This is a genomic window from Rhodococcus marinonascens NBRC 14363 (assembly GCF_001894885.1).
Lineage (GTDB): Bacteria > Actinomycetota > Actinomycetes > Mycobacteriales > Mycobacteriaceae > Rhodococcus_F > Rhodococcus_F marinonascens.
Genome location: NZ_BCXB01000056.1, coordinates 1 through 12,654, shown reverse-complemented (window position 1 = coordinate 12,654; position 12,654 = coordinate 1). Strand labels below are relative to the sequence as shown.

At 64.5% G+C, this 12,654-nt stretch carries 14 protein-coding genes and 1 pseudogene; 9 read left to right on the top strand and 6 right to left on the bottom strand.

The annotated features are described in order from the left end of the window. Both RM2_RS24705 and RM2_RS21730 read left to right on the top strand, forming a co-directional pair. A pseudogene (locus RM2_RS24705) lies at nucleotides 1–610 on the top strand (hypothetical protein); the annotation flags it as partial. Next, complete coding sequence (locus RM2_RS21730) at nucleotides 501–1,811, top strand: hypothetical protein (RefSeq protein WP_169846794.1); 1,311 nt, start codon at nucleotides 501–503, stop codon at nucleotides 1,809–1,811. The pseudogene RM2_RS24705 and the gene RM2_RS21730, both read left to right, overlap by 110 nt. A 62-nt stretch (nucleotides 1,812–1,873) precedes the next feature. Here RM2_RS21730 and RM2_RS24700 read toward each other — a convergent pair whose 3' ends face one another. After that, entirely contained in the window at nucleotides 1,874–2,101 is a 228-nt protein-coding gene (locus RM2_RS24700) for a hypothetical protein (protein ID WP_169846793.1), read from the bottom strand. A gap of 170 nt (nucleotides 2,102–2,271) precedes the next feature. Here RM2_RS24700 and RM2_RS24220 point away from each other — a divergent pair, with 170 nt between their 5' ends. The 5 genes from RM2_RS24220 (at nucleotide 2,272) to RM2_RS21705 (ending at nucleotide 7,507) form a co-directional block, all read left to right on the top strand. Further along, nucleotides 2,272–2,472 carry a hypothetical protein gene (locus RM2_RS24220; protein WP_139277883.1) on the top strand — a complete coding sequence of 67 codons (201 nt, stop codon included), beginning with the start codon at nucleotides 2,272–2,274 and terminating at the stop codon, nucleotides 2,470–2,472. Nucleotides 2,473–2,639: 167 nt separating this feature from the next. Next, nucleotides 2,640–3,962 (top strand): hypothetical protein, encoded by a 1,323-nt coding sequence (locus tag RM2_RS24215; protein WP_072691572.1) that lies wholly within the window; start codon nucleotides 2,640–2,642, stop codon nucleotides 3,960–3,962. A gap of 1,154 nt (nucleotides 3,963–5,116) precedes the next feature. Further along, nucleotides 5,117–5,902, top strand: a complete 786-nt coding sequence (locus tag RM2_RS21715; protein ID WP_072691571.1) for a ParA family protein — start codon at nucleotides 5,117–5,119, stop codon at nucleotides 5,900–5,902. Between the two features lie 5 nt (nucleotides 5,903–5,907). Then, complete coding sequence (locus tag RM2_RS25445; protein WP_245814088.1) at nucleotides 5,908–6,312, top strand: hypothetical protein; 405 nt, start codon at nucleotides 5,908–5,910, stop codon at nucleotides 6,310–6,312. 127 nt (nucleotides 6,313–6,439) lie between these two features. Continuing rightward, nucleotides 6,440–7,507 carry a DUF2637 domain-containing protein gene (locus RM2_RS21705; RefSeq protein WP_072691570.1) on the top strand — a complete coding sequence of 356 codons (1,068 nt, stop codon included), beginning with the start codon at nucleotides 6,440–6,442 and terminating at the stop codon, nucleotides 7,505–7,507. Between the two features lie 272 nt (nucleotides 7,508–7,779). Here the strand turns inward: RM2_RS21705 and RM2_RS26160 are convergent, their stop codons facing one another. From RM2_RS26160 to RM2_RS24210, 3 genes are all read right to left on the bottom strand, one after another. Further along, nucleotides 7,780–8,109, bottom strand: a complete 330-nt coding sequence (locus RM2_RS26160; RefSeq protein WP_507762070.1) for a ParB family protein — start codon at nucleotides 8,107–8,109, stop codon at nucleotides 7,780–7,782. A gap of 14 nt (nucleotides 8,110–8,123) precedes the next feature. Next, nucleotides 8,124–9,200 carry a cytochrome P450 gene (locus RM2_RS21700; protein WP_072691569.1) on the bottom strand — a complete coding sequence of 359 codons (1,077 nt, stop codon included), beginning with the start codon at nucleotides 9,198–9,200 and terminating at the stop codon, nucleotides 8,124–8,126. A gap of 210 nt (nucleotides 9,201–9,410) precedes the next feature. Then, nucleotides 9,411–9,785: a hypothetical protein gene (locus tag RM2_RS24210; RefSeq protein WP_139277882.1), complete on the bottom strand. Its 375-nt coding sequence runs from the start codon at nucleotides 9,783–9,785 to the stop codon at nucleotides 9,411–9,413. Between the two features lie 155 nt (nucleotides 9,786–9,940). Between RM2_RS24210 and RM2_RS21695 the strand changes: the two genes are divergently transcribed. Then, a complete protein-coding gene (locus RM2_RS21695; protein ID WP_072691578.1) occupies nucleotides 9,941–10,552 on the top strand; it encodes a hypothetical protein in 612 nt (203 codons plus the stop codon). After that, nucleotides 10,553–11,197 (top strand): RES family NAD+ phosphorylase, encoded by a 645-nt coding sequence (locus RM2_RS21690; protein ID WP_084721936.1) that lies wholly within the window; start codon nucleotides 10,553–10,555, stop codon nucleotides 11,195–11,197. A gap of 244 nt (nucleotides 11,198–11,441) precedes the next feature. Here the strand turns inward: RM2_RS21690 and RM2_RS24950 are convergent, their stop codons facing one another. Then, nucleotides 11,442–11,621 (bottom strand): histidine phosphatase family protein, encoded by a 180-nt coding sequence (locus RM2_RS24950; protein ID WP_218017263.1) that lies wholly within the window; start codon nucleotides 11,619–11,621, stop codon nucleotides 11,442–11,444. A 231-nt stretch (nucleotides 11,622–11,852) separates the two neighbouring features. Next, a complete protein-coding gene (locus tag RM2_RS21680) occupies nucleotides 11,853–12,479 on the bottom strand; it encodes an HNH endonuclease (protein ID WP_072691576.1) in 627 nt (208 codons plus the stop codon). Nucleotides 12,480–12,654: the final 175 nt, after the last annotated feature.

The window sequence follows — 12,654 nt, the reverse complement described above, 5'->3', positions numbered from 1 at the left end:
CCCCGGTGTCGTGCTCGCGGACGGCCTCGAAGCGGCGACCGGGGACATCGTCGTCACCCGCAAGAACAACAGCAAATATGTGGCCAAGGACAGCTCGGGCGCCCGTACCGGGCGGGTGAAAAACGGTGACCTGTGGACGGTGACCGAGATCGGGGTCGACGGGTCGTTACGCCTCGAGAACCGCACCAGCGGCGGCCGGGTCGTCGTCGCCGCCGACTATGTCACCGACAACGTCCAACTCGGGTACGCGGCCACCGTGCACCGCTCCCAGGGCATGACCGTCGGCTCCTGCCACGTGCTGACCGATGCGTCGATGGACCGGCAAGGCTTCTACGTGGCGATGACGAGGGGTAAGAACACCAACATCGCCTACGCCGCCCAGGACGCGTTGCCGGACTGGGACTTCGAACACCGCCCCGTCGAGCATCCGGGCGCACTCGGTGTCCTGGCGGGCATCATCGCCCGCGACGGATCGCAGCGCACCGCGCACCGCGCACCAGATGATCGAAGACGCCCAAGCCCGCGCCGGCTCGTTCGACGCGATCAAAACCTCCTACTTCGCCGCGGTGAGCGCCCTCTACGAGGAGCACACCGCGGCCCTATTGGGTGAAATCCTCACCGACCACCAGTTCACCTGGGTGCACTCGTTCAGGGGCTGGGACAAGATCGTCGAGACCGTCGCCCGGTCGGAAAACTTCGGCTGGGACACCCGCACCCTGCTCACCGACGCCGCGAATGTGATGCGCACCGCGGGGAAGGCCGGCGAACTCGACGACCAGAAAAACACCCCCGCCGTGGTGATGGCCGACGCCCTCGACGAGGCCACCGAACGGTTGCCGCGGCGGCGCACCGACATCCTTGCCCGGTACCGGGTGCCCGCCCTCTCCGATGCCGCGGCCGCGCAGGATCCGATCCTGGCCACGTACGCCCGCTCGCATGTCGAGCAGATGCACGCCTTCGTCGACACCTACATCGACCAGGCAACCCGGAACCGGGCGCCGTGGATGGTGGCCCTCGGTGACCCCGGCACCGATCCCCGCAAACAGGCCCTGTTCGAGTCCGCGGCCACCGAGGTCGCGGTCTCCCGAATCCTCGCCGACGTGTCAGACGAGGTGACCGACCCGTGCGCACAGTTGAGTGAGGTTCGCACCGCAGCGGTGACGAAGAAGATCGAACAAATCCACCACTCCCCCGCCGCCGTAAGCGTGTATTCGTCGTACACCGCGGACGAGTTGCGGACGGCGGCCGCGTCGGTGCGCCGGCGGATCTCCGGCACCCGGCTGATGCTCGGCCTGGCCACCGGTGAACTCGCCTCCGCCACCAAAAACTCCGCTGTCGGGGCCGTCGACGCCGGTGTGGCCGCCGCCGAAGCCGACGCACAGAAGATCCACACGGTCCGGCAGGCCCGGACCGCGCACGAGCGGATCCGCCGCGATCCGAACGCCACCGACGACCAGATCAACCAGGCCCGGGCCGCACGGGTGGCCGCCGAAGCCGCGGCGCCGGACGAACGAAGCTGGGGTGCGATCGAGATCGCCGCCACCGGGGGCCGTGCCCACCAGGGACGCCGCGACCGCGCCGCCCACACCGACCAACGAGTGATCGGGCAACTGAACACCCGGATCGCCCGCATCGAGAAAACCATCACCGCGGACCGTAAACGGCTCACCCTCATCGGAACCGAACAACGCACCCGCCCCGCCACCAGCACACCCGCCGGACGCCGGCGGGCCACACCGGACACCGACCACGAGCACGCACCCGACACACCTACCCACCATCAGGAACACGACCGAGGCCCGGAACTGTAGGAACGACCACACCGAATATCCCCGCCACACCCCGGCGAGGGGGAAACTAATGCGACCCGATATCACCGTGGAGTTCTGTTCTCGGCCGGCGACCACTGACCGACCGGCTTCCTCGGCCCCATCCGTGCAGCGGACGGCATTGCCGGTTCCGCCGAGGATTCGGGAACCTTCACCTCGGAGGACTCGGTAGTGCCCGGTGCGCCGGTGCTGCTGTCGAGGCTTTCCGAGGGTGCCGATTCCGCCGTGTACGCACCACCAGACTGCGGCAGCACGAAAATGTGGAGCCACATCGCGTGCCGGAACGCCCCGTTCGAACGGCACATCCGAGGGGGATTTGTTCCGAGTTCGAGATCGGTACGGCGTGTCGGCGCGAGTAATCGATCTTCATGGCGCACTCTAGGTACGAAGCTGGCGCAGCATCGTCGCCGGCAGCGATCGGGACGTCCGAGAGGAGAAGGCAATGCCAACACCGAGCAAGGGTGAGCGCAGCCGTGTATCGACGCGCGTGCCGAAACCTGTGGCCGAGGAACTCGAGCGCCGCCGGATCGCTGCTGGAGCAAGCTCTGAAAGCCAGTTTCTGGCGGACCTGCTTGCGGCGTGGACCGGCCACAAAGACCTCGTCGTCGAACTTGACCAGGAGGTTCTACCACTGACTGCGTAGAGAATTTCCTTCTTTCCAGGAGGAGCTAAGCAACTTCATATACGCATAGCAGTAGTACATCAACAAAGAAAACCCCCGGCGGTTAGGCCGAGGGTTCTCGAGGTTGGTGAGATTCGAGTTAGCAGCTCGATTCTCGGTGGTACTGCTCTTTCCCCGAAGGGACTGTCTTGCCGGACAGATCTCATGATAGCGCGCACCCTTTTGCGTCGCCATCTAATACCACACGTGTCGTCGGTAACAATGCGATTGCGTGCACCCGTCGCCCGCGTACCCGCACCTTTGCGTCGGGGTACCGGACGGGGCTGCCCCACTCCCCCCGTCGCGGCGTCGCACGCACCGTCACCGAACGCACCCTCGCCCGCCGGCTCACCCACACCCGCGACCGGGCCGAGCAGATCGCGGTCGACGGCATCCTCGTCGACCGCCGAAAGTCCGGGCCGATCCACCTCCAACTCGAGGAAGACGCCTACGCCGGGATCGCCTGCTGGCTGGGCAGCGAGCACTGGACCGAGGTGGTCGTGAAAACCGTCTACACCTCCCGGTACCCGCAGATCCGCCCGATGCTCGCCGCCGCGACCGGCGGCGGAATCTCCCTGGAGGCCGTCCTGGCAGTCGCCCGCGTCAAGGCCGCGGCCGCCGACTTCCGAACAGGACGAGGCTCCCGGCTCGCCGTCGCCACCATCGTCGCCCGCACCGGCCTCGGAGAACGCACCGTGCAACGAGCCCGCACTGCACTCTTGCTGCTCCGCGTGGCCACCGAAACACTCGCCGGCCGAATCCGTACCCGCACCGAACGCCTCGCCTCCTGGGCCGTCGGTGACCGCAGCAGAGGGTGGGCAGCGGTCTGGGCGCTGCACCCCCCCACCCCTGTGGATAACTTCGGCCGCGTCACCGCAGGTCATCCACAGATGGCACCCCACCCCGCTTTGGGTATCTTTTGGTCTCTCAAGTCTTGTAAGAGAGTTCTCTTTACAGGAAAAACTGTGGAAAATGCCGCCGCTTCGCGTCGACCGGCCACGAGGAAGAGGCGGGCGCGGCCGGTGGTTGATCGTGGGGGGCAGTTGCTGGCCGCTCAGTGGCTCCGTGACCGCCGGACACCGGCCTGGGCACGCCCACTGTCGGTCGATCAGTGGGCGAACGTCCTGGCCGGCGCTGCCGAACACGGTGTCACCGGCGCCGACCTCAACACCCTCCTCGACGAGGAAGGACGCCGCCTCGGCCGCGAACTCACCCCCGGGCACCCGATCCGATTCCTGCAATGGCTCCTCGGCAAGGCCGACCTGGACTACCCGCCGCACGTCCTCGACGCCATCGCCCACGCCCAACACACCGCCCACCGGGCCGCCGAAGCCCAGCACACCAAAACCCTGATCGAAGACGGCCGACGTAAACGAGAAAAGGCACTAGCCGACCTCACCGGACCCGGCCGGGCCGCAGCCCTCGCCGCCGCCAACCACTGCGCGAAGAAGCACACACGGCGCACACCGTGATCCGTGGCCGCTGAAACCACAAAGGATCGCCATACGAGCCTGGTGCTCCCGAGCGTGTCCACTGTGCAAGTCGGCTCAGGGATTCCCGACGCGGGTTGTCGACAAGTCCGAACTGGGAAACACAGACGACTCCTCAAGTGGCTCTAGATAACCTTCGCTTCTCGACTACAGCGCGGGCCATGAGAGTCCGCTACGGCGTGTCTGTACCGGGGCAAGCGCAATTACCAGGCACTCCTGGGCCAGCTTCGGGATCATTGGCTAGTGTGTGGAGCTCGGCTTTTGGGGGCTGAGGGCGATTCTGAGGCCCCGTTTCCGGTGTGTTCCGGCCAGCGCCCTCAGGTGGCCGGCCGCCTGGAGGCATCCGCGTCCCGCTCAACAACCGCAGGGAACTACAGACTCGACTTCGAGGCCGCAAACGAAAAACGTGTGTGCACCCGGGACCCAACCATTGCAGGCGCAACGCCGCCAACCGCCGCAAACAGTGCAAACCCGTTGCAAAAGAGGCGCAAAACACACACGTGAGTTCCTGAATTCTGGCTGCCAGCGCCGCAAAGGGGAACTACCGACGTCCAGCTCCTCCTCCCCCACCATCAACAAGCGGCCCGCGCTGTTGCAGACCGTTGCGCGAAGACGCGAACGGTCTACAGAACATGACGCGGCCTTGTTCCTTCGTATTGCATCGAAACTTGAGTGGCCACCGAAAACCTCGGACCAAGCCCGGTCGAGACGCACCCCAGCAAAACAGGACGCCCACCACTTCCACCGCAATACGCAATATAGGGAAAACCTGGCAGCGTGTCGGCGCGACAGTCGGCAGAGGGTGGGCGCTGATCGCGACAGCGGATCACCGCCCACCCATATCTGATCTGGGATTTTGCGTACTTTGCGGCCACTGCAGCTGTCTGTGCCGCTCTTGAGGTTCGAACGACCGATCCTCGCTGCACGGATGTCCAGGGCAGCGACCAGTCAAATCGAAGGTGAGGTCGGCGGCAGATCTCGCGCAAACCCCAGGCCACAAAGGTTATACTTACTAATATTAGTATATAGCCCATATGGGCTATATACTAATATTATCTGACTTAACATATGCTTACATATCGAGGGCTGACATTACTGTATCTATCCGCTGGTTACGTTATATAAAGGGAGGTTCCATGACGATTACCGCAGTCGTGAACTTGAAGGGTGGCGTCGGAAAGACCACCGTCACGAACGGGCTCGCACACGCGGCGGCCGTCCAAGAGCGATCCTGCTTGGTTGTGGATGGCGACTCGCAGGGCAACTCGACGATGCACCTGACGAACTACACAGCCAACAACTCGCCCGAGAACAGCTTTGCGGACGTCTTGGACCGCGAGGTGGACCTACCTATCGAGGACGCAATTATTGCGTCGAAGCGCCCAGAAATCCACATCCTGCCCAGCGGGTTCAGCGATTTGCAGGGCGTTCAAGACACGCTGGTAGGGAAGCCTGGCGGCGAAATGGCCGTGCAAAGAGCTCTTAAACCCGTCAAAGACAAGTACGACCACATTCTCATCGACTGCAGGCCTGCTATCGACCTGATTACGCGCAGTGCCATGTACGCGGCAGACAACGTCATCATCGTGGTCCAACCGGAGTCCGACGCAATCGCGGGATTTGATGCAATCCAGCAGGCAATCGACGATCTCGCCGAATACATGGACAAGCACTTGAAAGTTGCCGGTGTCGTAGTCAATCAGGTGGACGGCCGCAGGCTCGACCACGCAAAGTCCCTTGACTACCTGCGCGCGTATGTCAAAGCCGCCGACCTCGAGATCCTCGGCGACCCGATCCCGATGCTGGCGGACATCAGCAAATTGACCAATGTCGGTATGGGTCTTGACCAACACCCGAGGCCGACACCTCGGTCTCGCAACCTGGCCGAGAACTTCGGAACCATCCTTAAAGCGACAAGGTGAGATCAATGACCCCCATCCCCGAACCGACTCTGCCTCCCATCCGCGCAAAGAAGCAACGGAACGTATTCGAGCAGGCAGCCGCAACGTCACAGGAATCGCCCCAAGAGGAGCAGCAGGTCGAAGCGCAACGCAACGCACCCACAGCAAAGAAAGCACCAAACGCGGCCGCCGCAAAGCATGAACGGCAGAGCCCGAAACGCATGGGCGGCACGAAAGACATCCTGCTTTCCCTCCCCGAAGAGTTGAAGGATCGAATGCAGGCGACCGTCGCATTTACCTACCCATACACGGGCATCAAGCACCAGCAGGCATTCATCCGCGAGGCGATCACACAGCTGTGTATGCAGATGGAAGGGCAGTACAACAACGGCGAAGAGTGGCCCCTACCTGCGGATCTTCGAGACAGCTAACAGTCAATAGGGGCCCTATTGCCCATATGGGCAATAGGGCAAATCGGTGAACAACGAAGGAGCCCCGCCGGGCACAACCGGCGAGGCTCCAGACCGGGAAAAACCCTTAGGAAGGAAAACCCCGATCATGGACGACTTTAATCTGCGTGCTGCACGTGTTCAGTTAGGCGCTTTGATTGCGGCGCTGCTCCTGGCGATCCTGATCGCACTCGGAATCACCACCGGTGCGTTCGTCCTGTCCTTCGCGGTGCAACGCGACCTGGCACGGCAAGCCACCATCCCGGAGGATCTCGCCTGGATCTTCCCTGTCATCGTCGACAGTGCAATCTTCGGATCCACCATTGCGATCGTCATCTTGACCAAACTCAGAATGCGTTGGTGGGACAAGGGTTTCTACATCGCTCTCGCGGTCACCGTCGTCGTCATCAGCATCCTGGGTAACGCGTACCACGCATTCCACAACGCGCTCGCGGCGCACACACAGCTCGCGAACGGGGGAGAGGTGGGATACATGCCACTCGACCCCGCTATCGCCGCGGCCATCGCTGTCATCCCGCCCGCCCTCGTCCTTGCGTTCACCCACGGACTCGGGATCCTCATCAAAGCCACCGGAATCGCGTACAGCGACTACAAGAGGCAGATCGACACCCACAGCGCCGGCGACGAGCAGCCCGACGCAAAGACCGAGCACCCCGACGCAAAGAATGTTGCGCAACGCAAACCCGCATTGCGCGGGCACGTCGAGTTCGGGGGAGCGGCGCAACACGCCCCCATGACAGGCTTTGCGGAACCAGCGGATGGTTGTGCGGAAGCACCCGAGGGTGCGTGCGACAACACGGAAGCCGACACCGCCACCGCCGGTATCGAGGCACGTACGGTCCTCGACACCCTGGCCGACGAGGTGACCACAGTTGCGGTCGGTGCGGAACTCTCCGCCGATCTCGAGCGGTTCATTACCGAATCCAATCTGCCGAACCCCGTCAAGGACACCGCACGCCGCAAACTCGCAGATCCGACCCTGACCTGGGAAACACTCGCACAAACCTCACATCCGGCCGTGCACACCTCGACCGCGTGGCGCCGCTACGAAAAGTTCGACACCGCCGCCCGGGCAGCAGGATTCACCGAACCACCACTATTCGACCTGCGGGCATCCGACATCGACTACGACGATCAGCTCGTCACCACGAGCTGACCGGGACAGGCCACACCCTCGGCCGCGACAGCGCCCTGACGGATAAACACCGCCAGGGCGCTCCGGGCCCCAGATCAGACGAACGCGGCGAGACCAGGTGACGACCTACGACATAGAAGCCGCCCTCCCGGACCTGTAACGGGAAACATCAACGGCGCAAGGGCGTTAGGAGCTCGAATGCCGGGACCTTCAATGACCAAGGTCTGATCGGACCACCGCTGAAACGACGACAGCTGTGCTGCCACGATGCCGCTTCGCGCCACCTTGTCCCACTAATACGAATCTGGACGCGACACGTGCGGCGAGGGTGGGCAGCGAAGTCGGAAGTAAGGGGCATCACGATGGTCCGGAACTGGCGATCGGAAAACCTTGCCGCAACAAGTGTTTGCAGCACCGCGATTAGCGGTTGGCGCGCTCATCTGGGAAATGCTCTTTAGCGAGCCCGCACCCATCGGCGGCCACGGCTTACCTCGGTTGAACGTGCGCTCCAGACGTTCCACATCGGCGAGGATCACTCGTTCGAGGTAGGCGCTGAAAGTCTCTTCGTGCTCCTGGCGTGCACCCCAGACCAGGCTGCGCGGACTCGATCCTGGCGCCTGCATCGTCAAAAGGCAGTTCAGTAACATGCCCTGTGCAATGCACCCCGTGCTTCGTCCGGGGTGCAGCCCGTTCCCCCCGGATTAGCTGGTAAATCGCGCCCATCCCAGATCTCCCTTTGTGCGCCGATCTCTGGTGTGTTTCCTGCGGTGAAGCCGTGCATCATGACCAATAAGAAGTCGCGATCTGCGACGAGTTCGTCGGAGCGTGAACCGATTTCTACGGTTCGCTGTGCGACCAGATAAGGTGTCCCCGGCATCGTCGTCATAGACATCCTCGCCAACGCTCGGGTCCTGCGCCCAAGCGCCGGCCGCAGCGTCAACCGACGGCTCGCCTCAGCAAGCCAAAGCGTGGCTTCCAGGTGTGCCAGGGAAGCGCCGGGACAGCCACGGGGACCCAGGCCGAACGGTAGGTATCGCCCGTGGTCGTCGTGGGTGAGGAAGCGGGCTGGGTCGAAGAGGTCGGGCTCAGCCCATCCCTCCCGTTGCACCTCGGCGGTCACAACGCAGACGTCGTCGCCGGTACGGATCGGCCAACCGGCTACAACGTCGTCGCGGCGGGCCCGCCTGCTAACCAGCCATACTGCGGGGTGCAGGCGAAGTACCTCCTTGACGACGGCGGTGGTGAGCCGCAATTGCCCCATCAAGCGCAGCAAATCGGCCGGGTCATCGGTGGGATCATCGGCGGCTTCCCGCTCTTCGACGAGAGCATGGGCCAGCGCGGGCCGTCGGCTCAACTCGTCGACCGCCCAGCCTAAAGTGGATGATGTGGTCTCATAACCCGCCAGTAGCAGCGATATAACGCCGTCGCGGTTAGCCCAAGCAGGCGGACTACTGTCTGGGGCACCGGCACTGACAACAGCGGCGATGACCTCGTCTGCGGCACGGTCTAGGACCGTACGTGCCTCGCGCAGGCGCCGTTCTGCCCGAGGGCGTAGTACGGCGGGAACCCGGTCCTGGGTGACCACCCGGAACATCGCGTCGTCCTGCACGACGTCCAGCGCCGCGAGTACCGGCGCTACGTGCGGGGCCGGAGCGCCGAGCACCGTCGCCAAGCAACGCAGAGTGTATTCCGCAAGCAAGCCGTCGATCGGCATCCGGCGTGGATGGAGTCCCGCCAGCTCTGTGACTGAGTCGACCGCATACCGGTAGATCGTAGGTGCATGCTGCTGTATCCGAAATTATCGTGATCGAGTGCGCACAAACCACGAGTGACCCGGAGGGGGTGGACGGATCGGCGGTGAATTCCCAGTGCAGGTCCCGGATTCGGTGCCGGGTCGCCCATGCCGTGCCGGTTCGGGCGAAGCTCACTGGTCGGCAATCCACTCCGCGATTGCGGATCCCGGATAGGGTGCTGACGTGGCGGAAGCCGCGTTGTCCGGGTGCCGGTCCGCTGGGTGAACAGGCGGGGCTGCCGATTGGCGTCGGGTGCCGGTGAAACGGTCCGATGAGGCGGCGGGACGCGTCGAGCAGGGCGGCCACCGCATCGTGGTACCGAGCTCGAGGTCGCCACCCGGCAGGAACGGGATTTCGTCAGCTGAGGGCGACGCTTCCCCAAGGGGCGGATGAGTCCTCGGGGTCCTCGGGCTGTCGGGCAGGGCGCCGGTGACGGCGGCGGCGGCGGTGGGGGCGGGTTCTCCGGAAACGCTGATGCCGGTGGCCCGGCGTGGCGACTCAGTCACCCGCCTTGACGATGGGCGGCGACGGACAACCGCACGCGCGCGCACGTCGAAGCGTGCGTGGAGACAGGATCACGGTGGCGACCCCAGCCTTGCGCGCCTATCATCGATTTACACGAACAAATAGACGTAAGGATGCGATGGTGATGGGGAAGTCGATGAGGAGCGTGGAAGACCGCTACCTGCACGGTGACCTGGACTTTGAGGCGGCGGTACGGGAGGTGACTGGCACCGACATCGACCGTGCGTTCTTCGCGCAGATCGTGCACGGCCTCTCCGAGAAGAACCCGGCCGGGCTGGCCTTGTCCGAGCACGATGCCGCGCTGCTCACCGAGGCCGGATTCGTCACCGACCCCGCCGCCGCGACCGCAGCGCGAGTGGGCCGGGACATCCGCATGCAGAACCTGGTCCACAGCTCGCTGTCGGTCGCCGACGCCGCTGAACGCCTCGGGGTCACCACCGCACGAGTCCGCCAGCGCCTGACCGAGGGCACCCTGTGGGTGTTCACGTCGGGCCGGAACCGGCTGTTGCCGCCCGCCCAGTTCACCGCCTCCGGTGCGGTCCCCCATCTCGATCAGGTTCTGCCGCTGCTTGGCAAGGAGCTGCACCCGCTGACCGTGCAGGCGTTGCTCACCGAGCCGCAGCCGTCTCTGATCGTGGAGGGCCGTGCGGTGTCGATCGTGGCGTGGCTGACGGGCAGCGCGGGGTCCGCCGCGGACATCGCGCAGGCTGCCGACGTGATCACCGCTGCAGGCTGGGAATCGGCGTAGATGGGGTCGATGCTGCCACCGCCTCCATCGAGTGCCGTCCTCCGTGACGCGGGAGTGCTCCCCGATGAACTGATCACCTGGCAGCCCGCGGACCTGGTGTGGCGCGTTCACCGCACCACCGGTGGTCACGTCCTGCCGTGGAACGGGATGCGGACGTTCGGGCCGATCCTGCGGTTCGACCACCACCCGCTCCCGCGAGCGGAACACCTCACCTACGGCATCTGGTACGGCGCATCCGGTCCCCGTGGTGCGCTGGCCGAAGCGTTCCAGTCGGCGCGGGTCATCGACCGCCAGCATGGCGGACCGTACCTGACCGGGCTGCGCTTCCAGCGGCCGCTGCGGCTGCTGGACGTGTCCGGCATTGGCGGCGCGGCGTGGGCGACTCGCGTCGGCGGCAACCACGCCCTCGACTCGGCCGCCCACGGCCGCACGCAGCACTGGGCGCGGACCATCCACCGCGCCCACGATGACCTCGACGGCATCATCTACCGGGGTCGATTCGCTGGCAGCGTGTGCGTCGCGCTGGTCGAACGCGCCACCGACGCGTTCCCCGCCCGCCCGGAGTTATCGTTACCGCTCGCGCATCCCGCGCTCGATGGTCCGATCGATACCGCAGCCAATCAGCTCGGCTACACCATCACCTGACGGGTGTGGCGCACCGAGCCGACAGCATGTCCCCTCCGCCTATTTCTTCCATACGACAAACGGAGCATCACGGCCGCGGCCACGCACTCGACGAAGAAGCCGAACGCGCCATCTGAACACACAAGCGTATCGGCGCTTCTTCAACGACGAACACGGAACACACGGAAGGACCACAGCCTGTGATGCTGGAGGAGGAATACAGGAAACTGGAAGAGGAATATAGGAAAGTGGGCACCCGCGTCCGTCAGATTCCGGGATTCCAGGTGCGCTGGGTCTGGTCGGGGATTCCCGCCAGTAACGCTGCGGCGATGGAAACCGCCGCGTGGATGCCACCGTGCGTGAGTTGTGAATCATGCCACCCTCCAACGACTCCCTCGACGTGGTGCGCCGCCTCAGGATGAGCTACGACGTACAGATTGCGCATCTATGCGTTCCTCTCTTGCCGGTAGGGCCCTAACAGCAGTGTGGACGTGTTTCAAGTGTGGCCCATCGGCGGTTCTCGTCTTTTTCGGTCCTTTTGACGGCCGACCTCGCGGACAGCCTCCTCGCGGACGGCCTCGAAGCCGGATCGACATTCGACGGAGGTTCGAGACCCACGGTGAGCGACGGCAAGCTGGACTGGCAGTGGTCCGGCTGACCCGAGAACTCGGCCCAGTCACCACAGTGTGAATGGCAGTCCTGCTTGCTCGGCTTCGTGAATTCTCTGGTCGATGGTGTCCGGGTCTTTGCTCTGGTCCACCCCGGTTCGGATGGCATCGGCGATGGCGCGGGTACGGCCTGCGGGCCCGCGGACGTCGGCGAGTGGACTGGAAATGTTGCGGCGCCGTAGGTCGTATTCGCTGCGGTTGGTGCGGTGCGTTCCCAACAGCAGGTGGGCAGGGTTGGTGCAGCCGGCGAAATCACATTGGTGACACAGCACCGCGTCCTCGGTATTCGACCACCCCAACCGTGGGATGACCCCGTATTCGAGCTGGTAGGCGAACAAATGCGCGGGTACGGTGCCGCGGCGGGACGGGCCGGGCAGGCTCGCGGCGCGGAAGGATCCGTGCCCGGTCGAGGACACTCCGGCGATCCAGGGCCAGCACTGATGCCGGTGGCGGCGGTAGCGTTTGGATTCGAACCGGGCCACGACAGTGGGGTTGTCGAGCCAGGACCGCCACAGGCGTTCGGGGATTCGGACCGGTTGCGGTTGACCGATCAGCGTGAGCTGGAACGCGGGCGGGGCGGGGATGCTGTCGGGTATCCCGGGCAGCGGCAGCGGAGCGTCGTTGACGAACCTCACCACCGTCCTCCTCGCACTTGACTCGATTCGAGCTGTTACCGGGCTGAGCGTAGGTGCCGGGTGCGACAGAAAACGAGGCCGCGACATCGTAGTTTTCACTCGGGTGGGTTGTTGATGCGGGCGGCGTCACATCACAACCGCCGACAACCCCACCCGAACCGGACCCGATACCTAA

Coding starts and splice junctions, on each gene's coding strand:
- RM2_RS21695 (WP_072691578.1), top strand. CDS start 9,941: ATGAGGAGCGTGGAAGACCGCTACCTGCACGGTGACCTGGACTTTGAG.
- RM2_RS24950 (WP_218017263.1), bottom strand. CDS start 11,621: ATGCGCAATCTGTACGTCGTAGCTCATCCTGAGGCGGCGCACCACGTC.
- RM2_RS24220 (WP_139277883.1), top strand. CDS start 2,272: ATGCCAACACCGAGCAAGGGTGAGCGCAGCCGTGTATCGACGCGCGTG.
- RM2_RS21705 (WP_072691570.1), top strand. CDS start 6,440: ATGGACGACTTTAATCTGCGTGCTGCACGTGTTCAGTTAGGCGCTTTG.
- RM2_RS26160 (WP_507762070.1), bottom strand. CDS start 8,109: ATGCAGGCGCCAGGATCGAGTCCGCGCAGCCTGGTCTGGGGTGCACGC.
- RM2_RS25445 (WP_245814088.1), top strand. CDS start 5,908: ATGACCCCCATCCCCGAACCGACTCTGCCTCCCATCCGCGCAAAGAAG.
- RM2_RS21700 (WP_072691569.1), bottom strand. CDS start 9,200: ATGCCGATCGACGGCTTGCTTGCGGAATACACTCTGCGTTGCTTGGCG.
- RM2_RS24700 (WP_169846793.1), bottom strand. CDS start 2,101: ATGTGGCTCCACATTTTCGTGCTGCCGCAGTCTGGTGGTGCGTACACG.
- RM2_RS21690 (WP_084721936.1), top strand. CDS start 10,553: ATGGGGTCGATGCTGCCACCGCCTCCATCGAGTGCCGTCCTCCGTGAC.
- RM2_RS21730 (WP_169846794.1), top strand. CDS start 501: ATGATCGAAGACGCCCAAGCCCGCGCCGGCTCGTTCGACGCGATCAAA.
- RM2_RS21715 (WP_072691571.1), top strand. CDS start 5,117: ATGACGATTACCGCAGTCGTGAACTTGAAGGGTGGCGTCGGAAAGACC.